The organism is Nostoc edaphicum CCNP1411 (genome assembly GCF_014023275.1).
In the GTDB taxonomy this organism is placed as follows: Bacteria; Cyanobacteriota; Cyanobacteriia; order Cyanobacteriales; family Nostocaceae; genus Nostoc; species Nostoc edaphicum_A.
Window position 1 is genome coordinate 5,435,421 of the sequence record NZ_CP054698.1, and the last position, 26,654, is coordinate 5,462,074.

The window sequence follows — 26,654 nt, forward strand, 5'->3', positions numbered from 1 at the left end:
GGGCATTGGGCATTGATTAAGAAGAATTCAGTCCCTAGTCCCCAGTCCCTCATTCCCCATTCCCTGAGAAATAATCATCTCACGAATCGCATAAGCTGTGGCGGGTGCTAGTAAAACGCCGTTGCGATAGTGTCCTGTGGCTAGGAGGACGTTACTAAACCCTGGCAACTTACCAATAACTGGGGCTGGGCGTCCTTCAGGACGGGGACGTAAGCCCGACCAAGTGCGAAGAATATTTGCTGTGACTAATTCTGGGCAAAATGCGATCGCTTGTTCTCTAACAGATTCCAACAATTCTTGATTTGGCGGTATCTCATCGCTATTGCTGGGAAATTCCACAGTTGCGCCTACCCAATAATCTCCACCACCCACAGGAACAATATGGACATCGTTACCCGTTATTGCTGGCTGGAAATCAGGATTACCTAATGGATGCCCCACACGCATTTGCAAGGCTTGCCCAAGTACGGGGCGGATATCAATTATCTGATTTAATTTTGCCGTCAGCGGTGTTGAACCTAATCCTGCTGCAATTACAAACCAATCAGCGGCTATTTTTCCTTCTGTAGTCTCAAGGCAATGGCAAAATTCAGATGTTGAGTTTGGGGCATCCAAAACAGTCACGCCAAATTTGAAAGTTACACCATTTTGCTGGGCAGCCTCAACTAAAGCTAAGGTGAGGGCAGTTGGATCAAGCTGGCGGTCTTGCGGAGAATAGACAGCACCAGTAATTTTTTCGTTATCGACTTGAGGACAGATATTTTGGAGTTTAGCGGCGTCCCAAATTTCTAAATTCCAGCCTTGAGAGTGGCGAATTTCTACAAGCTTTTCCCATGCTGCTAAATTCTCCTCTTGCAAACCCAGACTGAGAATTCCCTGGCGATTAAAAGGGATTTTGCGACCTGTTAAAGCTTCTAATTCAGGAATCAAGGTTTCATAGCGCTGGATGCTAGTTTGTCGCATCTGCCAAGCTTTACCCTTGATTTTTTGGCTGATTACGCCCATTAAAACGCCAAGTGCAGCGCCCGTAGAAGCTTGTGCTGGTGGTTGGCGATCGCAAACTGTAATTTTTAGCCCTTTTTCTTGACTCAGTTGGTATGCGATCGCAGCCCCAACCACACCACAACCGATAATAACTACATTCATAACTTGTGTTTCAAGTGAGGAGTGAGAAGTTAGGAGTTAAAAATTCCTAACTCCTAACTCTTAACTCCTGTACAGACGTGATTAATCGCGTCTCCTAACTTTCTTCTGTTTTCGGAAGTAGATCGAGGAATTTGTCAATCTCTGCGAAAGCAGCTTGGGATTGGTTCAAGGCAACTAGAGGATTGCCAGCACTAGTAGCTTTATCGAGTTTAACCAGGTCTTTAAAAAAATCTCGCGTTATTTGACGTGCTGTGGGTTGGTCTTTGGGTAGAAGGTTGGGAGTGACATAAGTCAGATTCAGCTTTGCTTCTGTTATGGGCCCATGTATAAAGTTACGCACATTGATCCAATCACCTTGTTTAATCAGGGTTGTCAATTCTTCTGAGCGATCGCGCACAGCCTGAATTTCAGGAACATAAGCCTGAATTTTTTCAAGTTGTACTGCTGTGTAAGTCGGGGGTGCGATCGCAACACCAGGGCCACCACAACTAATCAGGAATGTGGCCAATAGTACTAGGAAAAATGAAAAAATCGAGCGTTGACGCACCATATATTCAACTTAATTGCTTTTGGTTTACCGATTCACAGTGTCATTTTAGATCGCTAGCGCAGTCAATCGTTCTTGTCAGCCAAGGATTTTGCAGAAAATCTCGATATTTTTTCCAAAGAGCAGAGTTCCATCTGCTTTTGAGTAATTTTTAAGTACAATTACTTAATAGGTGTTAGGCAGTCCCAACAAGAAGCGATTTTTGGTTTCTGTTAGTAACTAAACGTGAGTTCGATGAACCTCTCCCTCCCAGCCTCCCTCTCCGAAACGGAAAGGGAGGAGCAAGGAAAAATTCAGCTTTTTGCTCCCCTCTCCGACACCTACGGTGTACACACATCTCTATGCTGAGTGCAAAATGTGGTTTGATCCCCCTAAATCCCCCGATAAATTGGGGGACTTTTATTCTAGTTCCCCCTTTTTTAAGGGGGGTTAGGGGGGATCAGAACGATACGGGATAAGGTTATCAGACTTGTGTGTACACCGTAGCTCTCCGACACGGAGAGGGGCTGGGGGAGAGGTCAAATAAAACTTGTAGAACTCACGTTAACTGATATTGTTAGGGAAATATGATTTAGAGTTGCTAAATCTTAAAGGTCTTGATAAGCTGAAACACCAATATATATAAGCCTTCTGGCGGTTTTTCTCTCTTCACATCCCCGAAGATGCCGACGCAATATAGGAGTGTTTTTTAGTGAACGCAGCTGAACAGGCAACGAACCTTGAACTCGCCAGCAACATTGCCACGGTAGTTAATTTGTTCAAATTCGAGTTTCCTGATGCCAAATCCGATCTCAAACCCTGGAAAAATGACCCAGAAACCAGGGAGTTAGTCGATCCAGATTCTATAGATATTGGCTTTCACTTTCCTGGTATCAGCAAATCTTGGCGAAGTCGTAGTATTTTAATTCAAATCCGATTTTATCAAGATCCCATCAATAATTCCCGGCGTGCGATCGGTGTAGAGGTAGCTGGATTCGATCATCGCGGTGAAGCGTGGCGACTTTCGACGGTAGAAAACTGGAGTGTTGTCGGCGCATCTTCGCCTTCTGGTGAAATCGAGGATAAGCTCAAACAGATTTGCCGACAGATTTTAGAAGTATTTAATAAACCAAGCGAATAAGGTACTTCCAAATAAAAAATATCCCAAAACAGACTCTCATTTCTCCTCTCTGTGTTCTCTGCGCGGCAGTCGCTCATGGGGGAAACCCCCAAGACTGCGCTGCCTTGTCTCTGTGGTTCGTTTATTTAGATAATTAGAAGTCCCTAAAATCAACTTGTGTCAGAGAAAGTAGTGAGGAATAATACAGAGGATTGCGATCGCTAGCCAGCCTTATCACAATGACTACTGTAATATTTGTACATGGCACAGGCATTAGAGAACGAGAATACAACGAAACCTTTCAGATAATTGAGCAAAAGATTCACGCCCAACGTCCTGATATCAAAGTTTCTCCCTGCCTTTGGGGTGTATTAGGTGCAAAGTTCAATGATAATCGGGCATCAGTACCCTTGGAAGATGCGACACTGGCTTTATCTCAACGAGAAGAAGACGCAGAGATTGTATTGTGGGGGCAATTATACCGCGACCCTCTGTATGAATTACGGCTGTTGTCTTTGAAACCGATTGAGTCAGGAAATCCCTTTGGGGAAGAACCAGGGGATGTTTTACAATCTCGTGTAGCCAGTCTCACTCCGGGATCTCAACTGCAAGCTAAGTTGCAAGAGGCGGGAATTGCAGAGGTATTTGAGCCAGCACGAGAGGCAGTTATCCACAGTGAACCATATCAACGGGCGTTGCTCACAGTTTCCGAATCTGATTTGAGTGAATATTATGCACCAATAGCTAGAGCGGTTGTGGCTCAAGCAATGTTTATTAGCGAACAGCAAGAAAAATTTCCCCCCATACTCACCGATGCCCAATTGCGCGACAAAGTTGTGGAATTGCTGACTCTGGCTTTGGGAGAGGCGGAGTTAGGATTGGGTGGTTGGTTATTAAAGCCATTTGTTGAACTAGCGCAGCACGGCGGAACAAATTATGTCAGAGGAAACCGCCTTGAGTTAACTGATAAAATTTCGCCTATGCCTGGTGATATTTTGTTGTATCAAACGCGGGGTGAAAAAATCAGGGCGTTTATCCAGCAACAAATAGAACAAGCAGAACCGCCAGTGGTTTTAATCGCCCATAGTTTGGGAGGTATCGCTTGTGTAGATTTGCTAGTGCAGCAGCAGTTGTCTCAGGTGGAATTATTGGTAACAGTTGGTTCCCAAGCACCATTTTTATATGAGATTAACGCCCTCTACAGCTTAGAATATGGGCAGTTATTGCCAGAGCATTTCCCGGAATGGTTGAATATCTACGATTTACGCGATTTTCTCAGTTACGTGGGTAATAGAATTTTCCCTGATAGAGTGCAGGATGTAGTAGTGGATAGTAAACAACCATTTCCCCGTTCTCACGGCGCTTATTGGACAAATGCCAAAACCTGGGAGGCGATTATTTCGAGGTTGCCATAATGGTTTACTTTTTACGGTATTTAGAAAACCCCTCTCCAAACCTCTCCCATACAAGGCTACGGTGTACAGAGAAGTCAAATTACCCCCCTCAATCCCCCCTTGGAAAGGGGGGAAGCCGGAAATCCAGTTCCCTCCCCTTTACAAGGGGAGGGTTAGGGTGGGGTAAAAACCAGCTTCTTAAACTACTTCAGACTTGTGTGTACACCGTAGGAGGAACGCTAAAAGCCCCCTTTTTAAGTGGGTTGGGCGATCGCTTATGTGTAATTCCCCATAACGTGAGAGGCTAAGTCATCATGCAGTTGATGGCTAAACCTGAGCGGACATTTGGGTTAATTGTGGGTATTGAAAAGTACCACGAAACCGCTTGGAACGTGCCAGGTGGGGGGCCAGCCGATGACGCGCTGAAATTTGCTCATTGGCTGCATCTGCACGGTGTACCGAAGGAGAATATCCGGTTATGTTTATCAGCACTGGAAGAAAATCATCAGTTAATTGGGGAATGTGGGTTAACTGTAGAGTTAGCAACAGAGCAAAATATTTCCGACATTGTGACTAACTTTTTATCCCCAAAATCGGGGGATTTACTCTACATTTTTTGGGCGGGACATGGTTTGATTACCTCAGAACGAGAGCGTCGGTTGCTTTGTGCTGATGCAAATAAACAGAATTGGCAGAATTTAGATTTGAATTCTTTATTAGTTTTGTTGGGTTCCGATAAATTTCAGATTCGTAATCATATTTGTATTATTGATGCCTGTGCCAATTATGTTTTAGAGTCGAAGGGAAGACCAACTAATTTAGGTGGCAAAGCTTTTTTGAGTGGGCAGCCAAAGCAAGATAGTCAACAATTTGTGTTACTGGCTACGCGGGAAGGAGAGCAAGCTAAGGTAAATTCTGAAACTAAAACAGGATACTTTTCTCAAGCAGTGCGGGAGGCTTTTGCCGCAGCTAACGGAACTTTTCCCCCGAATATGAAGGAAGTTACTGAGGCAGTTAAGCAGCGATTTATTAGTTTAGATAAAAAACAACTGCCGACTTATTTTTATTCCCGTAGTTGGGATGGAGATATTGAAAAATCTCATTTCAACCCGTTTGATATCCCGCATAATATCCAACAGAGTCAAGCTCGTAAGTTTGTTGGCAGGGATGAGCAAATAGAGCAATTGCATCAGCTATTGCAAGCAAATGATGTTGTGGCTATTAGCGATGTGACTGGGCAAGGTGGGGTAGGTAAAACAGAGTTAGCTATTCAATACTCATGGCAATATTTAGAAGATTATTCTGGCGGGTGTTGTTGGTTAAATCCCCAAGGTATTGATTTGGGAACCCAGGTAGTAGAGTTTGGAGTTGTGAATTTACCTAACTTTAATCTGCCGGATGGATTAAGCCTAGCAGGTCAAGTTGCTTATTGCTGGAAGAAGTGGCAAGCTGGCAAAGTTTTATTAATATTTGATGATGTCAAAGACTGGAAGCAAATTCAACCCTATCTACCACCTAAAGGTTCTCGGTTTAAGGTGTTAATTACCACTCGTCTAAATACAGGGTTAGTATATCCATCACTGCCGTTAGGTGGATTGTCAGAAGATGGAGCCTTAGAATTATTAACAACTCTGCTGGGAAAAGAGAGGGTTGAGAAGGAATTAGAATTTGCAAAGGGACTTTGCAGATTTGTGAATTATGTACCAATTGGACTTTACCAAATAGCAGCACAGTGCCGAGAGCCAGGGAGAGTATTATGCTAGCAGACATCTTCGCCCGGCTACAGAAGCAAGCATCAACAGATGAGTCTGGTGTAGCAGCAGCTTTTGAGTTAAATTGGCAAAGCTTGGAACCAGAGGCGCAAAAATTGGCTTGTCTGTTGAGTTTGTTTGCTTTGGCTCCTATCCCTTGGTCTTTGGTAGAATCAGCAGCAAGTGCTAGCCATTTGGAATTTGACCTCAAAGCTAACTGCACTATTTTAGTTGAGCGTTATTTGCTGCAAGAATTGGCAGAGGATACCTACCAAACCCATGATCGCATTCGGGAATTATTGCAGCAGAAGTTAGAAAAGTTGGCTGAAGTAAACGAACTTAAGCGCGGCTATTGTCAAGCAATGGTAGCCGTAGCAAAAGATATTCCTCAGACACCCACATTGATAGACATTACTCAAGCAACTCTTGCCATCCCTCACCTTGGGGAAGCTGCCACAGTTTACCAAGCTTGGTTAAGCGATGAGCATTTAATCTCGCCTTTTCTGGGCTTGGGTAGATTTTACGAAGGTCAAGGAGCCTATGAGCAAGCTTTACCTTGGTACAAACAAAGTTTATCGGCTGCTAGAAAACGTTTTGGGGATGAACACCCGGATGTGGCAGGTAGCCTGAACAATTTGGCATTTATCTATCGTTATCAGGCAAGGTACAGCGAAGCCGAACCTTTGTTCATCCAAGCCTTAGAGATGAGAAAACGCCTACTGGGGGATGAACACCTCTTTGTGGCAACTAGCCTGAACAATTTAGCAGGACTCTACGATTCTCTGGGAAGGTACAGCGATGCCGAAAATTTGTATATCGAAGCTTTGGCGATGAGAAAACGCCTGCTGGGGGATGAACACCCCTATGTGGCAACTAGCCTGAACAATTTGGCATTACTCTACGATTCCCTGGGAAGGTACAGCGATGCCGAAAATTTGTTCATCGAAGCTTTAAAGATGAGAGAACGCCTGCTGGGGGATGAACACCCCATTGTGGCAACTAGCCTGAATAATTTAGCAGGACTCTACAAATCACAGGGAAGGTACAGCGATGCCGAACCTTTGTACATCCAAGCTTTAAAGATGAGAAAACGCCTGCTGGGGGATGAACACCTCTTTGTGGCAACTAGCTTGAACAATTTAGCAGAACTCTACAAATCACAGGGAAGGTACAGCGATGCCGAACCTTTGTACATCCAAGCCTTAGAGATGAGAAAACGCCTGCTGGGGGATGAACACCTCTTTGTGGCAACTAGCTTGAACAATTTAGCAGAACTCTACAAATCACAGGGAAGGTACAGCGATGCCGAACCTTTGTACATCCAAGCCTTAGAGATGAGAAAAGGCCTGCTGGGGGATGAACACCCCATTGTGGCAAGTAGCCTGAACAATTTAGCAGAACTCTACAAATCACAGGGAAGGTATAGCGATGCCGAACCTTTGTATATCGAAGCTTTGGCGATCGCTGAAAAACGCTTAGGGGCAAATCATCCCAATACAATAACCTTTCGTAAAAATCTGGAAAACTTGCGGCGGAATCGTCAGCCTTGATTCAGGAGAATGGTTGCTTTTGTCTGGCGTTGGTTTCAGTAATTTAGGTAATCTGCACCGGGTGTCTTACCCGCCTGGGATTCAAATCCCAGTCTAATAAGTAGGCAAGATAATTAATTACACAATGTGATCGCAAAGGCAGTGAAGCAAAATAAAGCGATCGCACAACCTAAAACTACTTCTCTAGGATATGCTTTGCGAAGGGTGCGATCGCAATTACTGTAAATATTTTTGTTTATCTCCGTTAATGAGCCTCTGAACTCCGTCAACGAGTATTTTATCTCCGTTAATGAGTCTTTTAGCTCCGTTCACGAGGCTTTTATCTCCGTCAACGAGTCTTTTAGCTCCGTTCACGAGGCTTTTATCTCTGTCAACGAGTCTTTTAGCTCCGTCAACGAGGCTTTTATCTCCGTTGACGAGTATTTTAGCTCCGTTCACGAGGCTTTTATCTCCGTTAACGGGTTATAGAGATAGCGATCGTGGTTAATTGCACCATCTTTTACATCACATTCCACAGGATTTGAACCTAAATCCCAAATAGAAAATGTTTGTTTGATACTAGTAATAATAATTTTTCCATTTTCTTGAATAATCTCAAACTCTTGGTTTTCTCCTAATAGTTCTTTAAGGATTAGCCTTTTTCTGTTGCTGTTAATTTCATGTTTAATTACCTCGATTGATTTTGTAAGCTAATCAAAGTAATTTGCTTTAAGAGGTTGTTTGAAAAGTGGTTGGCTGTGATTTTAGGCACTTATTGATCCCCCCTAACCCCCCTTAAAAAGGGGGGAACCGGAATCAAAGTCCCCCTTTCTAAGGGGGATTTAGGGGGATCTAAAACGTTTTGCTACCAAGAAAAGAACTTTTCAAACATCCTCTAAGGCGGGCAAGACTTCGGCGTGAGCGCTCAGTCGAACGCTGCCCACCTCACAAAATTGGATAAGGCTACCAGTTACCTACAGGTTGAGCATCATGAGAAAACATTGAGGGATCGATTGAAATGCCCAATCCTTCAGCTACACGACGACCATAAGAAATATCTGCCCGGAAGAAGTGGCAAAGTTGGCGCATTTGGATGTCTTCCCTTGCTTGACTCAGACTGCCGACAATATTTTTAGCAAGACGCTCCTGCTGCTCAGGAGTTAGTAACCGATACAAATTACCTGCTTGAGTATAATCGTCGTTTCCTTCACGATGACTGTAACGATCGACTGTGACATCGCCCAAATGACTAGGTGGTTCTGCATAAGCTGGATTTTCTTTAGGCGTACCCTCAGCACTATTCGGTTCATAGTTAGGAACGCTACCGCCGTTGTTCCCCGATGCCATAAAGCCATCTCGCTGATAATGCATGACTGGACATTTGGGCTGGTTGACGGGTAGTTGCTGATAGTTACCACCCAAGCGATACCGTTGAGCATCTGGGTAAGAAAAAATTCGAGCTTGAAGCATTTTGTCTGGAGAGAAACTAACGCCAGGAACCACCGCACTAGGGCTAAAAGCGGCTTGCTCAACTTCGGCGAAATAATTCTCTGGGTTCCGATTTAGCTCTAATATCCCGACTTCAATTAAAGGATATTCTCCTTGTTTCCAAACTTTGGTTAAGTCAAAAGGATTATCTGGATGTTTTTCCGCTTGCTCCTCGGTCATCACCTGAATACACATCCGCCACTTAGGATAGTCTTTTTTAGCGATCGCTTCAAACAAATCATGAGTCGCATGATCGGGATCTTCGCCCTTAATCTTAGCGGATTCTTCCTCTGTCAAAGTTTGATGCCCTTGCAGAGTCTTAAAGTGAAATTTACACCAAACGCGATCGCCTTCAGCATTAATTAAACTGAAGGTGTGGCTACCAAAACCGTCCATGTGTCGATGGGTTTTGGGAATTCCCCGATCTGAAAAGAGGATCGTCACCTGGTGAAGCGATTCTGGACTGAGTGACCAAAAATCCCACTTTGCATTCTGGTCTTTGCAATTGGTTTGGGGATTGCGCTTTTGGGTATGGATAAAATCAGGAAACTTGAGGGGGTCGCGGATAAAGAAAATAGGGGTATTGTTACCTACAAGATCCCAGTTACCCTCCTCAGTATAAAACTTGAGGGAAAAACCTCTAGGGTCACGCTCGGCATCTGCTGAACCTTTTTCTCCGCCAACTGTCGAAAAGCGCAAGAGAAGTTCCGTTTTCTTGCCAATTTCAGAAAAAAGTTTGGCTTTACTGTAGCGGGTAATGTCATTGGTAATAGTCAAAGTGCCGTGAGCAGCCGCACCTTTGGCGTGGACAACTCTTTCAGGAATACGTTCTCTGTTGAAATGAGCCAGCTTTTCTATAAGGTGGAAATCCTGCATTAATACAGGGCCACGCGATCCAGCCGTGAGTGAGTTCTGATTATCGGCAACTGGAATACCGTCAGCAGTTGTCAAATTTTGGGGTTCAGTCATGGGTTAAAGAAGCTCTCCATGTAAGTTACTCAGATTGCCCACAGTACATTTTAGTCAGTAGATGGATACCTACTGATAGAACAATCTAATTCATAGTCATAACGAGTTTATATATAAATCATACTCGATATGATTATGAATTAATATAAATTTTTTTGTATTTTGGTAATATGCAGAGCTGACTTTTCACGGCATCTGCAAAACCTCTCTCTAAATCTCTCTCCTAAAAGGAGAGAGACTTTGAATTTCCCCCTTCCCGCATCGGGAAGGGGGTTAGGGGGTTAGGTTTTTCGTGGACTTTTCCACATAACGTAAAAAGCTTAGTGGTGCAGAAAACTTTTTTGAGTTTTAAGTAGAGAAAACAGTGACTTTAGAGAACTCGACCCTGGTCAGTAAATGCTCCCGTTTTTTAAGTGAGGCACAGCCCGGTATAGGACTCCTTCGAGGTAAAGAAGCAAAGGTGGGAATCGGCAGACATTGATAACACAGTCGTTTAATCTCACGTAAACCCAATTGTAAAAAGCTCAAACCCCTGTGGAAATGCCAATCAAGCATCTTAGTGCGACCTTCATCGGTGACAACGACGGCAATGGAAATGGCAATCAGCGTAGCAGCAGCTAGTAACATCAATAAACAACTGAGTGCCATTTCATCCCGCAAGTTAGAACGGGTCAAGTCAAAGGCTGCTGACTTATAATCCTTAAAATGCGGTTCGATTCCACCAAATCGCTGACCGTAGACTTCAAATGTTTGCAACGAGGGGGTCGTATCTGTCAGGACTGCCCAAGGCTCACCTGCCATCGCTAAATTAGCAGTGGCAAGATGGCACTCAATGTCTTGTAAAATGGTGACTTCTCGAAGGAGATAGGCTTCTCCTTTGGGCGGCAGTAATTGTGCCACCGGACTTGTACGACCATTGTCAAGGGTCACGTTCAAATCTGATTTTGCGCGAATTGCCCACGACCAACGATGGTCGCGTAACCAACGGATGAATGCACCGTGTTCAAACCCTCGATCTGCTAATAATCTCACTTGGCATCCTGGTGGCAACATTCGCAGTGTGGTTTCCAAGACTGGACGATAATCCTCATAGCCGACTGTGGCGCTGCCATGTTCCAAAACGCTCTGTCCTAAAGGAATTGACCTTCCTCCCCAAATTAAACACACCTCTATCAGGCAATATTTATCCCACAACACGCTGGTATCAAGAACTAGTGTCATTTCCATTCCCTCCCATGCCTTGAGAAACTGCTCTACCAGAGGGTAATAGAAAGTTTCGGCATTAATTTTCGGGTTATGGAGAAAGTAGTTTAATCTTTCCATGTGGCTGCGGGCTTCACAATCTCGATGACTCAAATAGGGCAACCAGTTGCTTAAACAGGCGCTTTGAGCTTGTAAAATCGCTGCTATGTTTTCGCAAAATACTTGGAGATGGCGTTTATCTTCGGGATTTATCCATTGACTAATTGGGCTTGCACTTGACGATATAGATGGGGTACTTGCATGGTATGACTTTTTGTGTGGAAACTTGAGCATCTCATGCTATGCCCCTTCCTGTCACCTCTGTCTGTTTTTAAATCCTACCTATATCTACGTTTCAAGGCTTTTCTGCACCACTAAGCGTAAAAAGTCAGGATGTAGAGAAGCGATACATTCTGTTTCTACTGCCTTTCAAGTATCTAAATGTTTGAGAATCAACGAGCAAACATCTGTCGCCTCAATTCGATTTTCATTAACTAAATGAGTTTGATGGGTGATAAATAGAGGCCCTTCATCTGGGGAAGTGGTGATATTACCGTGAGAACCACGAACTAGGGAAGCATCCAGAGGAATCACATCCATTAAGTAGCGGAAACCCAGTTGTTTCTTAAGTAACTTGAGAGCAATTTTCCCTTGAGGAAATGTAATCTGCGGATCGAGGAAGAGTTCGACAGGATCGTAACCAGGTTTGCGGTGGATATCTACAGTTCTAGCAAAATCAGGCGCTTTGGCATCATCAAGCCAATAATAATAGGTAAACCAAGCGTCAGATTGAGCGATCGCCACCAACTCTCCCGATCTAGGATGATTAAGATGGTAGGCTTGTTTACCCTCTTCATCCAATACCTGCGCTACGCCTTCAGTCGCTTCTAAAAGCGATCGCACTTTTGGGATATACGCCGGATCGTTCACATACACATGAGCAATTTGGTGATCGGCAACGGCAAAGGCAATGCTAGCACCAAAATCGAGCAGTTCTCGCCCTAATTCTTCTCGCACAGCAATTAAACCATTTTCCCTTAATACGCGGTTTAAATCCACGGCTTTAGAAACTGGGGTAATGCCATACTCAGAAAGAATAATTACCTGAGTATTACGTGCTTGAAAATATTCAATTAAATCACCACAAACAGCATCAATTTCTCGCAAATCTGCTTGAATCTGCGTTTGATTGTTACCAAATTTTTGCAGACAGTAATCTAAATGTGGCAGATAAACCAGTGATAATGTCGGGCTGTAGCGTTCCTCAATCCATTTTGCGGAATTGGCAATCCATTGACTAGAACTAATGGTAGTTTTTGGCCCCCAGAAATCGAACAGAGGGAAATTTCCTAAATCAGATTGAATTTGCGATCGCACATCACTAGGATGAGTATAAATATCAGGTAATTTTCTCCCATCTGCGGGATACATTGGGCGCGGCGTAATGGCATAATCTGCTGTAGAGTACATGTTGTACCACCAAAAAAGGTTGGCACAAGTAAAGTTTGGGTCAATTGATTTAGCTATTTCCCAAACTTTGGGAGCCTGCACTAGTTTATTAGATTGTCGCCAAAACTTCACTTCACATTCATCGCGGAAGTACCAACCATTAGCGACAATTCCATGTTCATCAGGCAACTTTCCTGTTAAATAAGTAGCCTGAACTGAACAAGTTACAGCAGGTAGCACTTTTTGGATAGAAGCTACCTGTCCTTTAGCAGCCCAAGAAGATAAAAACGGCGTACTTTCTCCTAGTAAACTGGGCGTTAATCCCACGACATTTAGAACAACTGTTTTCTGCATAAAATTAATTTCCTATTAATTGGCGGCAAATTCTTTTAATACCCACTCATACTCACGCTGAATAGAAGTCGCTAAATCTATCTTCATTTCTGATGGCAATACATCCCAGGTGTAAGTTTCTATTTCTAAATGTGAGCAAGCATTGTTTGTTTGAAGTAGATGCAAAACAGTAGAAATATCATCTTGCGTAGATTGCAAAATTTGATAATCATGAATAAAAATTGGCACATGAAAGTGAGTCCGCCATTCTTCAGCTAGAGATTGCTCTAAATGGGGTAATGCAGTTATTAAGTCAGGATAGTGATGGAGTGTACCATCACTGCGACGTTCTATTACTTGATGAAGATAAGTAGATTCTGCAAAAGGGCGTAAGCGTTCAACTATTAAGCTACGTTTCTCAACATCAGCAGGTATTTTTACTTGAATTGCTGCGCTGATTTGAATCTTGCCAATCTTAATTCCTGCCGATTGAAAACGTGCAAATACAGACTGCGGTTCCTCATATTCAACTGAAAAATGGCAGGTGTCATAGCAAACCCGAACGTGTTCTAGTAATTTAGTTTCTGCTAACGTCTGGTCAATATTTAATTTCTCTGATAAATAACTACCACTAATTGGCAATAACCAGTTTTGATAAAAATCAATTACTTCTGAGGTATTTTCAATTAATCCATCAGGCTCAGGTTCTAAATCAATATGTAGTAATTTACCTGTTTCTTCGCTGATGCGAATCATTTCTGCAACAACTGATGCTATGTTCAAACAACTCTTTTTCAGAACAGTCTCGAAAGTTGCTTGGTCTTTTACCCACCAAGGTTTATAGGATAATGGCAGTGTAGAAATTCCACCATCAAGTCCTTGGGGTAATAGACTAGCTAAAATGTGTGCCAAGTTTAATGTGTAATTAGCCCGTTCGTGTGTAGACCAATCTGGCGCATAAACTTGGTCTTTTACTACCTGTCGATGAAATCCGCCATACGGGAATCCGTTTAAGGTGAAAACATATAAATCTTGTTGAGTCAGCCAAGCTTGAAATTGAGCTAAATTATTACTTTCTAAAAGTTGTTTCGCAGCTACATCTGATAACCGTAAGCCAATACCAAAAGCTTCTGTAGGTGATAAACGTGATTTGAGTTCGGGAATATAGTTTTCTAAATTGGCAAAAACCTCTAGCCAACTTTCACCAGGATGAATATTGCTGCAATAAGTTAAGTGAAATTTGCTACCTTTTGTAATCTTCATTTTCTAGTTTTATCCCTTGTATATGTAATCTTTTCTCTTTGGCTTATACTGTTGCACAAAATACTTGCTACATATTCATGGTTAGAGGCGGATATCTATCTGTGCGCCCCTAAAACCTATTCATTAGATTACTGGGTATGTACATTGAAACTTAAGTAACGGCAAACAGTTGTGCTAACTTCATCGAAATTGGTAGCAAGATTAGAACTAATAAACCGTAATACAAACCAGCAAAACCAGATGCAACAGTTGCATCTAAAACTATTAGAGATAAAACGCCTATTCTCACGGCATTGCGGATATTTTCGGCTATCGGTTCCCGCGCAGCTTTAACAAATTTAGGCAGCACTCGGATAGCTAATAAAATAGCAAATGGTAGTGCTGCGATCGCAGTGTAATCTTCTAATAATCCTAAAGCTAAAACTGCCGTTAAAACTATTGCAATCAGCAGTAATGCAAGGATTCCCGTGATCTTTTTACCTCCGTGAACTTCACCCTGACTAATTGCAGTGATCGCAGCAATATAAAGAACAGGAATTAGTGCTAAATACCAACGTTCTCCTATTATTGCAGGTACAGCACTTACACCTAATAATAAGTTACTGCCACGACACAAGCCCATATTTAAAGGGCCAAAAAAAGGATGATGTTTGGACAGTGAGTCATACAGGAGGGATGAAAGAGTGATAAATGTTGCGATCGCAGCACTCAATAACGAGACTTGAAAGGCAGCTATAATGCCGATGGCAAAAAGTATACTCCCTAATAAAGTAGCATTTGGACGAGATACGCGACCACTAGGAATTGCTCTATTTGGTCGTTCTTTTGCATCTAAGTCTGCATCGAAAACATCATTAAAAACTATACCACCGCCGTATAAACCAGTTGTAGCCAATAACAACCAAGCTAATGGAATTAATACAGAAAAATTTGATTCTCCATTAATGAATTGAACAAAAATAATCCCAGAGCCAGAAGCAGCAAAACCAAGAAGAATATCTGCCCAGGCAGTAACAATATTAGCAGGACGCATCAATTCCAAATAACCCCGCCAGCTTTGAAAATTTAAGCTTGCAACATTCACTTATCTGCCTCCGTGCTTATTAATTTCTCAAAACAAACCCGCATATTACAGATGAATCACCGAGAGACTCCATGAGTTACATTGACAACGCAAAGATGAAAATCTATCTTGCAATGCCCAATCCCCAATTCCCAATGCCCCTTATAATTTTCTACTCAATCAACACAAAATCTGAAACTGATTTGATTCCTGGTTCTTGTCCCCGCAACACAGAATTACCATTGAACATCTGACGCTGATCAACAGATTGGGGATTGAGCCAGTCTGAAGCTTTCATCTGCCCAGTTTGACTGTAAGCAGCTAGGGCATTTTCATAACAAACTGCTCGCACATGTTCTTCAGGAATGCCCCTATCTAACATCAACTGAGCCGTTTTCGGGACTGCCAAAGGATCGCTGATACCCCAATCAGCACTACTATCTACAATGATGCGATCTTGCCCATACTTGCGGACAACTTCTACCATCCTGGCGTTACCCATCTTCGTCTGTGGATAAATCGTAAAAGCTGCCCAAAAACCTCGTTCTAATACTTCTTCAACGGTTTCCTCGTTGTTGTGATCAATAACGACTTGTGAGGGATCTAAGCCATATTCAATACAGCGATCCATACTCTTACTAGCACCTGCCTTTTTATTGCGGTGAGGAGTATGAATTAGTACTAACATATCGAGTTCTTTAGCTAGTGCCAACTGTTGACAAAAGTACTTATCTTCTGCTTCTGTCATATCGTCATAGCCAATTTCACCAATGGCAACAACACCTTCTTTACAGGCGTAAAGTGGTAGCAGTTCCATAACTTCTGTTGCTAATGCTTCATTGTTAGCTTCTTTCGGATTTAGTCCAATTGTGCAGTAATGCTGGATGCCAAACTGACTAGCACGAAACCGTTCCCAGCCCACAAGACTACTGAAGTAGTCTTTAAATGAGCCAGAATTGGTTCGAGGTTGTCCTAACCAAAAGGCTGGTTCAATAACGGCGACAATACCATATTCCCGCATTACTAAGTAATCGTAAGTAGTACGGGAACACATGTGAATGTGAGGATCGATAAACATCATGGTTTTAATTATTGGGCATTGGGCATTGGGCATTGGGCATTGGGCATGGGGCATTGGGCATTGGGCATGGGGCATTGGGCATGGGGCATTTTCCTTGTCCACCTCGTCTCCCACGTCTCCCTTGTACAGACGCGATTAATCGCGTCTCTCCCCGCTCCCTTTTATTTGTAAACTGACAAGCGTTAGCGCAGCTCGCCGCAGGCATCGCGGCTAAAACTGCTCCAAGCCAGATTACCTTGTTGAATGGATGACTGTAAATCTGGATAACGAGAAAGTAATTCTTGTGCTTCGGGTAAAGGAGACTCAGCACAAGCTAAGGCTGCTGCTTCTTGCTCGTGTACATCCCCATTAGCCAGTACTTTTTCTAAATCTGTGATAATTGCGCTATCGGCAAATCGCCCTACAGGTCGCCAAAGTTCTGGCGTAACTGAGCGTTTAGCTGCCCAACGTTCATGGGCATAGTCGGCCAACATCTTTGCCAATTCTGGATTAGCACGCCGATCTAGACCCCAAATTAGATGCAACGGACTGCCAACAAACACAGCCTTCAGCACCATCTGATTCCAAGCAGCATTGTCTAAATAATCTGCTGGATAAGGGTTACGTAATGCGATCGCTTGGAACACATTACTCATATTACTGCGAATTCCCTCAGCAGTACGGTGGCGATGTAAATCTGGATGTGGTAGTAGCGGCAAACTTTGATAAAGGGCAACTAACTCCCCCATATCGGCACTGGAGAAGACTTGATCGAGCGATCGCACATAGCCCTCAGCATCATCGTGGGGTAAAGCTAAAAGCAAGAGTGTGCGACCTGCTTGATCTACACTCCAATGACCAGGATGCCAACCGGGAATCACATCCTGTGCTGCTTCCAAATCCTGGAATGTTAGCTGCAAATCTTGTTTACCTAGATAACGCGGCACAGCACTAAAAGCTGTAAAAAACACTCGTTCAGCAGCGCCGCTAGCAATCTGTGCCTGCTTCTGTTCCAGCCAAGCCAAACCTTTCTCCGAAACAGATTTTAACAGCCAGTTATGCAGTAACTTGTTGACTTTACTCATGATAAATTCAGGACAAGTTGCCCAACTTTTTTGTGACAACCAAGTATAAAATCTACCACTAAACTTGATATTTTGGGATGGGAGCAGTTAGAGAATATACTGATGAGATCATAACTTCACTGAATCTATAAAAATCTCCTAATTTTAAAGAAGCTACTGTAAAGATACCATTTTGATTAGATAAATTCTCAGATTATCTAACGGAAAAAACTTAGAATTCTATGTAATAATGATCTCCAGTGCCAACCTCACATATAAAGTCTAGGCATTATTAAGATTGTAACCTAATGTTAATTTGAACCTCATCTACTAAGTGAGCATACTTCAAAAGTATGATTTATTTATTAGTTAAAATTTTCTATTGGATAGTTTCATTTTGGAATGTTCAATAGATGATTCGTGTTCATTTTACTGTTAGTTTCCATTGAATCCAGTGCATCTATTTACAGTTACTTAAAAACAATAATATTCAAATGGCTATTCAACAAAAGACTGCTCTTAATCTGCAACCAATTAATCAATCTGTCCGCGTGACCTTCAATTATGACGTTCACTTTACTAGAAGCCTGTTTCAGTTAGATAATCCTTTACTCGCACAAGTGATCGCCGCAGATGGAGAGGCAACACCAAAACAAGTGCTAGTAGTGGTAGATGGAGGATTCTTACGGTATCAAGATGGGTTGTTAAAAAAATTATCAGTCTATGCCCAATCTTATGAAGACGTACTAACACTGAGCGGTGAACCAATAGTAGTTCCGGGTGGAGAAGCAGTCAAGAACGATTCGAGATTTATAGACCAAATTCATCAGCAGATCAATGCATCTGGATTGTGCCGTCACTCCTACGTCTTAGCAATTGGAGGTGGAGCCGTCCTAGACATGGCAGGATATGCAGCAACAACGGCTCATCGAGGAATCCGACTGCTACGAGTACCGACAACAGTATTAGGGCAAAACGATTCGGGTGTCGGGGTAAAAAATGGAATCAATGCCTTCGGAAAGAAAAACTTTTTGGGTACATTCATGCCACCTTATGCTGTCTTGAATGACTTTGATTTTCTCACTAGCCTTGATGATCGAGATTGGCGATCGGGTATTGCAGAAGCAGTAAAAGTAGCACTGATTAAAGATGCAGATTTCTTTGATTTCATTATGACTAATGCCGATAAATTGGCTAATCGGGACATGAACATAATGGAAAGGCTGATCTATCGTTGTTCACAGTTGCACTTAGAGCATATTGCTGGTGGCGGCGATCCCTTTGAAATGGGTTCATCGCGTCCTTTAGATTTTGGACACTGGGCGGCTCACAAACTAGAGCATTTAACTAATTACAGCCTACGTCACGGTGAAGCTGTAGCGATCGGCATTGCTTTAGATACGACCTATTCATATTTAACAGGTCAACTCTTACAATCAGAGTGGCAAAGGGTTCTAACTACACTCAAGAAACTAGGCTTTACTTTGTACATATCAGCACTGACAGAGCAGTTAGATCAACTAGATCATCCGCATTGTATATTTAGGGGGCTTACCGAGTTCCGTGAACACTTGGGAGGAAAATTAACAATCACTCTTCTACAAGGAATTGGAGAGGGAATAGAAGTTAACCAGGTGGATTTGTCTTTGTATAAAGATGCTATTTTGATGCTGCAAGATTGGGAACTTTTACATTAATTATCCCTTGGATGCAATCAGGAAAATATCTGGCAATCATCGAAGCTAGTCGCCAGATACCTATGATTAATAACTAATGACTAAATCGGCAGGCGGCTATCCCGGACACCCCTCTTCTTAGGATGGGATTCCCACCGATTTTCGTTGAAAGTATAGGATTTGTAGCAATACTTGTCGGGTTTTGGGGAAAAGGGGAAGGTGGGGCCCCCTCTGGGGATAAGGGGCGGGGGAAAGGGGAAAGAAAAAACCTTTAACCTTTAACCTTTTCCCCAAACCCAATTCCGAGTTAAAAATCCTTAACCGAGCAGTATTGGGATTTGTAGTAATCACTTTAGTGCTTAAAAAATAAGGGATAAAGTGCTTACTACGAACTTGCTTTATTTTTAAGTGCTACTTCGTAGTGCGGAATTGCAAAATACTTTTTAGTTCCTCTTCTTCTTCCTTGAGAACGTAGTAAAGTTCCCAATTTTGTTGGAGATTTAACCAAAACTCTGAGCTATTTCCAAAAAATTTTGATAACCTGATTGCCGTACTAGGTGTAATACCTCGCTTTTGATTTACAAGCTCATTTATTCGTTGATAAGGAACGTGAAGTGCATCTGCAAGTTCTCTTTGAGTTATTCCCATCGGGTCTAGAAAATCTTTAAGTAATATTTCACCTGGATGTGATGGAGGTCTATACTTTGGAACTCTCATCTGTTGTTATCTCCTAATGATAATCGACTATTTCAACTTCTGATGTACCCTGGAGTGTCCATATAAAGCAAATTCGATATTGGTCATTAATCCGAATACTATGCTGACCTTTACGATCGCCTTTTAATACTTCTAACCTGTTACCCGGTGGAACTTTAATGTCATCTAGAGATAACGCTGCATTAAGTTGATCTAATTTTCTACGGGCAATTTCCCAACAGTATATAGGACATTGCTTTCGAGCTTCCTTTGAGTCATTACCATCAAAAATATCTTCGGTTCCTTGATCCTTAAATGATACTATCATAATTAGCATGATAACCGTGTCATCATGCTATCAAAAAACGGAGTAGCATTATAGTCCTCTGGTAGATCCCCCATCTCCCTCAATACTGCTCGGTTAACCATTTTTAACTCGGCATTGGGTTTGGGGAAAAGGTTAAAGGGTAAAGGTTAAAGGTTTTTTCTTTCCCCTTTTCCATTTTCCCTTTACCCTTTAACCGACAAGTATTGCCATCTCCCTTATCTCCCCAACCCACCTTGGTGTTCACAATGAAAACCTCGATTTTCCCAAGCTTGCATATCTACTTGGGTAAGTCTTGTCACATTTGAGCATTGCGGTTGAATAATTTGACTTAAAATCGCCCAAAATAAGCTGCGTGTTACATCTAATCCAGTTTTGGCCCAAGATTCATTATTACCAGGGACACCCAATTCCTGAACAACTTCTGGCTCTACCCAAATACCATGAGCGCCTAAGAGAATCTGTGCCATCCATTTAGCTCTGGGTAAGTGACTTTGCGAGGTAATCAACATGACTTTATGCACTCCCCAACGCCGCAGAATTGGAATACCATAATAAAAATTTTCAAAAGTAGAATTCGCACACTTTTCTAACCAAACGTTTTGTAAACTTGCTAATTCCGCCTGAAAAATTAACAATATACAGGGATCTGGGGAACCATGAGAAATTAAAATTGGGATTTGCGGGTATTGTTTTGCTTGTTGGGCAACATAAGTTTCTCGGCTAATACTACCACCCAGCACAAAGAAGGCATCTACTGGCTGCGAAGAAGCAAAAACTAAGGTTATAGTAGTAAAAATCAGCCAAGCACCCAGGACAACATACAATACACTAGTTAGTTTTTGTAACAATTGCCACAAATTAGCCGATTTTTTTTTAATAGAAATTAATGATTTGATGGTAAATTTGCGTTTCATGACTTAAGTAAGAAAAGCTGATTTAATGACTGTCTAACAAGGCTGCAATTCAGTGAGCAAAGTGCTATCTTATAAAAGTAATCTAGAATGCAAACATGACGCTAACCAAAGTGTCACATAGTAAGTTTTGCCTTCCGGAGAAGGCTAACAAACTGAGAAATGATTGTTAATAACTAATGAAGTATTTCGGCATCATTCAACGATAAAAATGATGAAGGAGCATAGTTTATTTTGGGGTATAAAAACTTAAAATTTTCTGGAAAGCCTGATTGCTAAACTGTCAACAACACAATTATTCCAGCTAATTATACATGAACCAATCTGCGAAAAGTTACTCGCCGCTCCAAGTAGCCTTGATTGGTGGAGCGATCGCCACTACTGCTACGATGTCAGTGTTCGGCCCTGCTTGGACTCGTGCTGTCCGTGCCTCTCTAACCCTACAGGACAGTCCAAAAGCGATAGTTGACCAAGTTTGGCAACTGGTGAATCATGAATATGTTGATGGTAAATTTAATCAACAAAATTGGCAAGCAACCAGACAAAGCCTGTTGAACAAAGACTACTCTTCTCGTGAAGAAGCTTATGCTGCCATCCGTGTGGCTCTACAAACCCTGGGAGATCCTTACACTCGATTCATGGACCCCCAACAGTTTGAAGCCCTGACTAGCCAAACATCCGGGGAAGTCTCTGGGATTGGTATTCGGATGGAAATGAACGAAAAAACTCAGCGGTTGACTGTTGTCGAAGCCATAGAAAATTCTCCGGCGTTAAAATCTGGGATCAAAGCGGGCGATGAAATTTTAGCCATTGATGGCAAACCCACTCTTAAAATGAAAGTGGATGATGCTTCTAAGCTGATTCGCGGCAAAGCGGGTACTCCCATTAATCTCCGGTTGGGACGAAAAGGGCAAAATGCCTTTAATTTAAAATTGACCAGAGCAAATATTGAAGTGCCAACGGTACGTTATACCCTCAAGCAAGAAGGGAATCGTCGCGTTGGCTATATCCGTTTGCGGGAATTTAGCGCCCACGCCGCAGAACAAATGCAACGAGCCATTCGCGATTTGAACAGTAAGAAAGCTGATTCTTATGTCTTGGATTTGCGGGGAAATCCTGGCGGTTTGTTGCAGGCTAGTATTGAAATTGCTCGGATGTGGTACGATGACGGCGGAATTGTCAAGACAGTAGACCGTGTAGGCGGCAGTGAGGAAACTAAAGCCAATCGCACTGCTCTAACAAATCGTCCTTTGGCGGTCTTGGTAGATGGTAATTCAGCGAGTGCTAGTGAAATTCTCACAGGGGCACTCAAGGATAATAAACGCGCGGTAGTCGTTGGTGGTCAAACCTTTGGCAAGGCCTTAGTGCAGTCAGTTCATGAACTCGCAGATGGTTCAGGCTTGGCTGTCACCATTGCCCATTACTACACCCCTGCGGGAACGGATATTAACCATAAAGGGATTACACCAGATATCAAGCTAGACTTGACAGAGGCTCAAGAGCGGCAGTTGGCTTCTAATCCAGATTTAATTGGAACTAAGAGTGATCCACAATATGCCCGTGCGATCGCAATTTTATCAAATAACAACTTCGCCCAGCCGCCGGCAAATCAACCCACTCGACCCATGAGCCGCGCTGGTGACTTGAAATTTTAGTATTCCCAAATCAAGATTTTTGGAGTTATAAAAGCAGAATTCAGGAGTCAGAAGTCAGAACTCAGAATGAATTTGAGTCCAAGCGATAGGTGAATAAATACGTTTAAACACACAGCTAAATCTCAGATTTAATGGTCGAGAAGAAAGTGGTAAATTCCAATCCCTCACTAATTAATCCTGACTTCTGAATTCTGACTCCTTCTCATTGTTCCAGGATTTTTGTTTGGGAATACTAGGTAGTAATCCCATCTCCAAAATCTCAGATTTATGAATCATCAGCCAGTTGATGCAACCACCGCCACCAGCTTTTTACCAATGGTGTCGGTGGTTGTTCCTATTTATAACGGTGAGGCGGATTTACCAGAGTTAATCAATTGTCTGTTGTCTCAAACCTACCCAAAAGATCGGGTAGAGTACTTGTTGGTGGACAATAATAGTAGCGATCGCACTCTCACCAACCTCAAAACATCTGCCGAAAATTGCCCAATTACAATTCGCCCATTGAGCGAAAACCAAATTCAAAGCTCATACTCTGCTCGTAATACTGGAATTCGCGCCGCTAAGGGAGAAATTATAGTTTTTACTGATGCAGATTGCCGTCCCCAACCGCAATGGTTAGATGCACTAATTCAGCCTTTTGTCAACAAAGAAGTGGTGATTGTCGCTGGTGAAATTTTGGCACTACCAGGTACAACTCTGCTTGAACAACACGCAGAGCGTCAAGAAACTTTGTCGCAAAAGCATACCCTTAAGCATTCCTTTCGTCCCTATGGTCAAACCGCTAATTTGGCGATTCGACACATTGCCTTAGAAAAAGCGGGTTTATTTCGTCCCTATCTTACCACTGGTGGCGATGCCGATATTTGCTGGCGGATTTTGGGGGAAAATATTGGGCGTTTGGAATTTGCTCCGAATGCGATCGTTCAGCACCGTCACCGCGCTACACTTCAAGAACTGCAAAGTCAATGGCGGCGCTATGGACGCTCAAATCGTTATCTGCACGAACTGCACGGTGTAGATTTAATGCGAGATATGACACCCAAAGAATATGGCTATCGTTTGGCACGTTGGTTACTCAAAGAAATACCAAGAGATATTAAAAAGGCGATTGTGGGTCAAGCCACCCTAGTGGATTTATTAAATACTCCCATTGGTTTGTTCACAGCTAGGGCGCGTACTGCTGGGCAAAAAGACGCCAAGCTGCCAGATAATGCCAAGATAATTGATCGACTATGAATCAATACGCTTGGGTTCAGCAAAGCGCAACCCAAGGGTATTGGAATAGACACTAAGGGACTTCCAAATAAAAAAAACATCCCAAATTTGCTTGTGGGATGGGTGTCCCCACCAGTCCCAGATTTAGGGCGCTCATGTTGCCCATCCCACAAAACTAGCAAAATCATCCCGCAAATATGCAACGCACAATTTTGGAACACCGCAGACGAGTCCAAAAAGCGCTCAAGGAAAGTCCGAGTTTGAAGTCTCACTTTGATCAGGTTTTCGATGAAAGCTATCAAACCGCTAGACGACTGGCTGTAATTGAAACTGGATTAGCCATCGCTATCTTCCCAGAAAAATCTCTCTTCACGCCAGAGCAAACCCTTGACCCCGATTTTTTACCTGAGTCATGATTTCACGTTTTATGATGATGTAAAACTCTTTTGCTTCCTACTCCATGACTCAAAAAACTTTTACAAAGGCGATCGTTATTTTTGATATTGATGGCGTTGTGCGCGATGTTAGCGGTTCCTATCGCCGGGCGATCGCAGATACCGTAGAATATTTTACTACCCAAGCATATCGGCCAACCCCACTAGATATTGACCAACTTAAGTCTGAAGGCGTGTGGAATAACGATTGGGAAGCATCGCAGGAATTAATTTACCGCTACTTTGAAACCCAAAAACAGAGCCGTGAGCAACTGCAACTAGATTACACTGCGATCGTTGCTTTTTTTCAATCCCGTTACCGAGGCTCAGATCCAAATAATTTTACAGGGTATATCTGTAATGAACCTTTGTTATTGCAACCTAGCTATTTAGAACAACTTACCGAAGCAGGTATTGCGTGGGGATTTTTTAGCGGTGCAACTCGTGCTTCCGCGAACTATGTATTGGAAAAACGCCTGGGTTTGGAATCTCCGGTGTTAATTGCAATGGAAGATGCACCAGGTAAACCTGACCCTACGGGACTTTTCGCTACAGTTCGTGAGTTAGAAAATGGAATTGAGGAAAGATTAGCGATCGTGTATGTGGGAGATACGGTAGCAGATATGTATACCGTCGAGAAAGCGCGGAGTCTAGATTCTACTCGCACTTGGGTTGGTGTAGGCGTTTTACCCCCCCACGTCCAGGAAACAGCAGCGCGTAGTGATGCATATAGTGAGACATTGATAGCAGCCGGAGCAGCAGTAGTTTTGCCTAATGTGCAAGAATTGACTCCAAAGCAGATTCAAAAATTGGTCAGTTCATCTCCCCAATCTGTGTTCTAAGATTAATCAAGCTACGGGTGCATGAATGACTGACTGATAACAATCTTGCTTTAATCATTGGGAGATTAATAGAAATGTCTGCACTTAAACTGCCTAACGGCCCTCAAACTCACCCTTGGGTACAGACGTATCAATGGCTTACTAATCCCTTAGAATACATCGAAGACTGTGCTAAACGCTATGGTGATATCTTCACTCTTCAGCTAGGACAAAATGTTGCTCCTCAAGTTTTCATTAGCAATCCTCAAGCGATTGGGCAGATTTTTACTACAGACCCAAAACAGTTAGACTCCGGTGAGTCAGCAGGGATTCAAGCGCCTTTATTAGGACGGCAATCGCTACTGGCGCTGGAAGGAAAGCCTCATCAACGACAACGAAAGCTATTGACACCACCCTTACATGGGGAACGAATGCTAGCTTATGGTGAATTAATCTGCAATATCACTGAGCAAGTAACTAATCAGTGGCAGGTTGGAGAAACCTTTGCAGTTCTGTCATCAATGCAAGCAATCTCTTTCCAAGTAATTTTGAAGGCTGTATTTGGTCTGGAAGATGGGCCACGTTACGAGAAACTCAATGAATTCCTGATTACAATTCTGAATCCCAAAATCCCTATTTTAAGAACAGTTCTACTTCTTTTCCCATCACTGCGACAGGATTTAGGAGCGTGGAGTCCCTGGGGGAAATACTTGCGTTTACGGCAGCAAATTGATGAACTTATCTATGCCCAGATTCGCGATCGCAAAGCACAACCCGATCCATCTCGGACTGATATTCTATCTTTGATGATGGCTGCTCGTGATGAGGCGGGAGAGCCGATGACAGACTTGGAATTACGTGATGAACTGATGACCCTATTGGTAGCGGGTCACGAAACTACTGCAACTTCCTTATCATGGGCACTGTACTGGATTCATCATCAGCCGCAGGTGCGGGAAAAACTGTTGCAAGAACTAGATAAGTTGGGTGAACAACCAGATGCAAATGCCATTTTCCGATTGCCTTATTTGAATGCTGTCTGTTCTGAAACCCTACGCCTTTACCCAGTAGCGGTATCGGGACTAAATCGATTGGTCAAATCACCACTACAAATTGGGGAATATAACTTTGAGCCTGGTACTTTGCTCATTCCCTCGATTTATTTGACCCATCATCGAGAAGATTTATATCCAGAGTCGAAGCAATTTAAGCCAGAGCGTTTTCTGGAACGGCAATTTTCTCCTTATGAGTATTTACCCTTTGGTGGTGGGAACCGTCGCTGTATTGGAATGGCATTTGCCTTGTTTGAGATGAAACTGGTGTTGGCAAAAGTGCTATCTAACTGGGAGATGGAACTAGCTGATAGCAAACCAGTGCAGCCAGTACGTAAGGGTTTGCTATTTAGTCCAGCAGGTGGCGTAAAGATGGTGGTGAAGGGGAAACGCCAGCAAAATCAGGCAGTTCGGGAGACTAGTTTTGTTTAGAAAGTTTGAAATAATATGAGATAGGGTGGGAGCGATC

At 42.9% G+C, this 26,654-nt stretch carries 22 protein-coding genes and 1 pseudogene; 10 read left to right on the forward strand and 13 right to left on the reverse strand.

Features of this window, described 5'->3' with window-relative positions:
• Window positions 1–27 precede the first annotated feature (27 nt).
• A complete protein-coding gene (locus HUN01_RS25625; RefSeq protein WP_181928532.1) occupies window positions 28–1,146 on the reverse strand; it encodes an NAD(P)/FAD-dependent oxidoreductase in 1,119 nt (372 codons plus the stop codon).
• 94 nt (window positions 1,147–1,240) lie between these two features.
• Entirely contained in the window at window positions 1,241–1,696 is a 456-nt protein-coding gene (gene psbQ / locus HUN01_RS25630; protein WP_181928533.1) for a photosystem II protein PsbQ, read from the reverse strand.
• Between the two features lie 688 nt (window positions 1,697–2,384).
• On the opposite strand from psbQ, the gene HUN01_RS25635 reads away from it, so the two are divergent.
• The 4 genes from HUN01_RS25635 (at window position 2,385) to HUN01_RS25650 (ending at window position 7,487) form a co-directional block, all read left to right on the forward strand.
• On the forward strand, window positions 2,385–2,813 hold the full coding sequence (locus HUN01_RS25635) for a hypothetical protein (RefSeq protein ID WP_181928534.1): 429 nt from the start codon (window positions 2,385–2,387) through the stop codon (window positions 2,811–2,813).
• 218 nt (window positions 2,814–3,031) lie between these two features.
• On the forward strand, window positions 3,032–4,207 hold the full coding sequence (locus HUN01_RS25640; protein WP_181928535.1) for an RBBP9/YdeN family alpha/beta hydrolase: 1,176 nt from the start codon (window positions 3,032–3,034) through the stop codon (window positions 4,205–4,207).
• Window positions 4,208–4,509: 302 nt separating this feature from the next.
• Complete coding sequence (locus tag HUN01_RS25645) at window positions 4,510–5,949, forward strand: caspase family protein (protein WP_238845631.1); 1,440 nt, start codon at window positions 4,510–4,512, stop codon at window positions 5,947–5,949.
• Window positions 5,943–7,487: a tetratricopeptide repeat protein gene (locus HUN01_RS25650; RefSeq protein ID WP_181928537.1), complete on the forward strand. Its 1,545-nt coding sequence runs from the start codon at window positions 5,943–5,945 to the stop codon at window positions 7,485–7,487. The genes HUN01_RS25645 and HUN01_RS25650 overlap by 7 nt, the downstream gene beginning before the upstream one ends.
• A gap of 216 nt (window positions 7,488–7,703) precedes the next feature.
• Here the strand turns inward: HUN01_RS25650 and HUN01_RS25655 are convergent, their stop codons facing one another.
• The 8 genes and pseudogenes from HUN01_RS25655 to HUN01_RS25690 all read right to left on the reverse strand — a co-directional run bounded on the left by HUN01_RS25655 (window position 7,704) and on the right by HUN01_RS25690 (window position 17,418).
• Window positions 7,704–7,925, reverse strand: a complete 222-nt coding sequence (locus HUN01_RS25655) for a hypothetical protein (protein WP_181928538.1) — start codon at window positions 7,923–7,925, stop codon at window positions 7,704–7,706.
• A 504-nt stretch (window positions 7,926–8,429) separates the two neighbouring features.
• Window positions 8,430–9,923 (reverse strand): catalase, encoded by a 1,494-nt coding sequence (locus HUN01_RS25660; RefSeq protein WP_181928539.1) that lies wholly within the window; start codon window positions 9,921–9,923, stop codon window positions 8,430–8,432.
• Window positions 9,924–10,271: 348 nt separating this feature from the next.
• A pseudogene (locus tag HUN01_RS25665) lies at window positions 10,272–11,428 on the reverse strand (transposase).
• Between the two features lie 166 nt (window positions 11,429–11,594).
• A complete protein-coding gene (locus HUN01_RS25670; RefSeq protein ID WP_181928540.1) occupies window positions 11,595–12,968 on the reverse strand; it encodes an alkaline phosphatase family protein in 1,374 nt (457 codons plus the stop codon).
• 15 nt (window positions 12,969–12,983) lie between these two features.
• Window positions 12,984–14,210, reverse strand: coding sequence for a metabolite traffic protein EboE (gene eboE / locus HUN01_RS25675; RefSeq protein WP_181928541.1), 1,227 nt, complete (start codon window positions 14,208–14,210; stop codon window positions 12,984–12,986).
• Between the two features lie 151 nt (window positions 14,211–14,361).
• Window positions 14,362–15,294 (reverse strand): UbiA-like protein EboC, encoded by a 933-nt coding sequence (gene eboC / locus HUN01_RS25680; RefSeq protein ID WP_338044499.1) that lies wholly within the window; start codon window positions 15,292–15,294, stop codon window positions 14,362–14,364.
• A 151-nt stretch (window positions 15,295–15,445) separates the two neighbouring features.
• Window positions 15,446–16,456, reverse strand: a complete 1,011-nt coding sequence (locus HUN01_RS25685; protein ID WP_238845634.1) for a TatD family hydrolase — start codon at window positions 16,454–16,456, stop codon at window positions 15,446–15,448.
• Between the two features lie 80 nt (window positions 16,457–16,536).
• Window positions 16,537–17,418 (reverse strand): EboA family metabolite traffic protein, encoded by an 882-nt coding sequence (locus HUN01_RS25690; protein ID WP_181928542.1) that lies wholly within the window; start codon window positions 17,416–17,418, stop codon window positions 16,537–16,539.
• Between the two features lie 473 nt (window positions 17,419–17,891).
• Here HUN01_RS25690 and HUN01_RS25695 point away from each other — a divergent pair, with 473 nt between their 5' ends.
• The gene (locus tag HUN01_RS25695; protein ID WP_181928543.1) at window positions 17,892–19,094 is read left to right on the forward strand and encodes a 3-dehydroquinate synthase; all 1,203 of its coding nucleotides are present in this window, start codon (window positions 17,892–17,894) and stop codon (window positions 19,092–19,094) included.
• 390 nt (window positions 19,095–19,484) lie between these two features.
• On the opposite strand, the gene HUN01_RS25700 is transcribed toward HUN01_RS25695, so the two are convergent.
• From HUN01_RS25700 to HUN01_RS25710, 3 genes are all read right to left on the reverse strand, one after another.
• A complete protein-coding gene (locus HUN01_RS25700; RefSeq protein ID WP_181928544.1) occupies window positions 19,485–19,790 on the reverse strand; it encodes a HigA family addiction module antitoxin in 306 nt (101 codons plus the stop codon).
• A gap of 13 nt (window positions 19,791–19,803) precedes the next feature.
• Window positions 19,804–20,097, reverse strand: coding sequence for a type II toxin-antitoxin system RelE/ParE family toxin (locus HUN01_RS25705; protein ID WP_181928545.1), 294 nt, complete (start codon window positions 20,095–20,097; stop codon window positions 19,804–19,806).
• A 215-nt stretch (window positions 20,098–20,312) separates the two neighbouring features.
• Entirely contained in the window at window positions 20,313–21,011 is a 699-nt protein-coding gene (locus HUN01_RS25710; RefSeq protein WP_181928546.1) for a YdcF family protein, read from the reverse strand.
• A 311-nt stretch (window positions 21,012–21,322) separates the two neighbouring features.
• Here HUN01_RS25710 and ctpB point away from each other — a divergent pair, with 311 nt between their 5' ends.
• The 5 genes from ctpB to HUN01_RS25735 all read left to right on the forward strand — a co-directional run bounded on the left by ctpB (window position 21,323) and on the right by HUN01_RS25735 (window position 26,617).
• Window positions 21,323–22,663 (forward strand): carboxyl-terminal processing protease CtpB, encoded by a 1,341-nt coding sequence (gene ctpB / locus HUN01_RS25715; protein WP_181928547.1) that lies wholly within the window; start codon window positions 21,323–21,325, stop codon window positions 22,661–22,663.
• A 267-nt stretch (window positions 22,664–22,930) separates the two neighbouring features.
• Window positions 22,931–23,899 carry a glycosyltransferase family 2 protein gene (locus HUN01_RS25720; RefSeq protein ID WP_181928548.1) on the forward strand — a complete coding sequence of 323 codons (969 nt, stop codon included), beginning with the start codon at window positions 22,931–22,933 and terminating at the stop codon, window positions 23,897–23,899.
• A gap of 176 nt (window positions 23,900–24,075) precedes the next feature.
• A complete protein-coding gene (locus HUN01_RS25725; RefSeq protein WP_238845636.1) occupies window positions 24,076–24,294 on the forward strand; it encodes a DUF29 domain-containing protein in 219 nt (72 codons plus the stop codon).
• 44 nt (window positions 24,295–24,338) lie between these two features.
• The gene (locus tag HUN01_RS25730; RefSeq protein ID WP_181928549.1) at window positions 24,339–25,154 is read left to right on the forward strand and encodes a TIGR01548 family HAD-type hydrolase; all 816 of its coding nucleotides are present in this window, start codon (window positions 24,339–24,341) and stop codon (window positions 25,152–25,154) included.
• A 74-nt stretch (window positions 25,155–25,228) separates the two neighbouring features.
• The gene (locus HUN01_RS25735; protein WP_181928550.1) at window positions 25,229–26,617 is read left to right on the forward strand and encodes a cytochrome P450; all 1,389 of its coding nucleotides are present in this window, start codon (window positions 25,229–25,231) and stop codon (window positions 26,615–26,617) included.
• The last annotated feature ends 37 nt before the right edge of the window (window positions 26,618–26,654 follow it).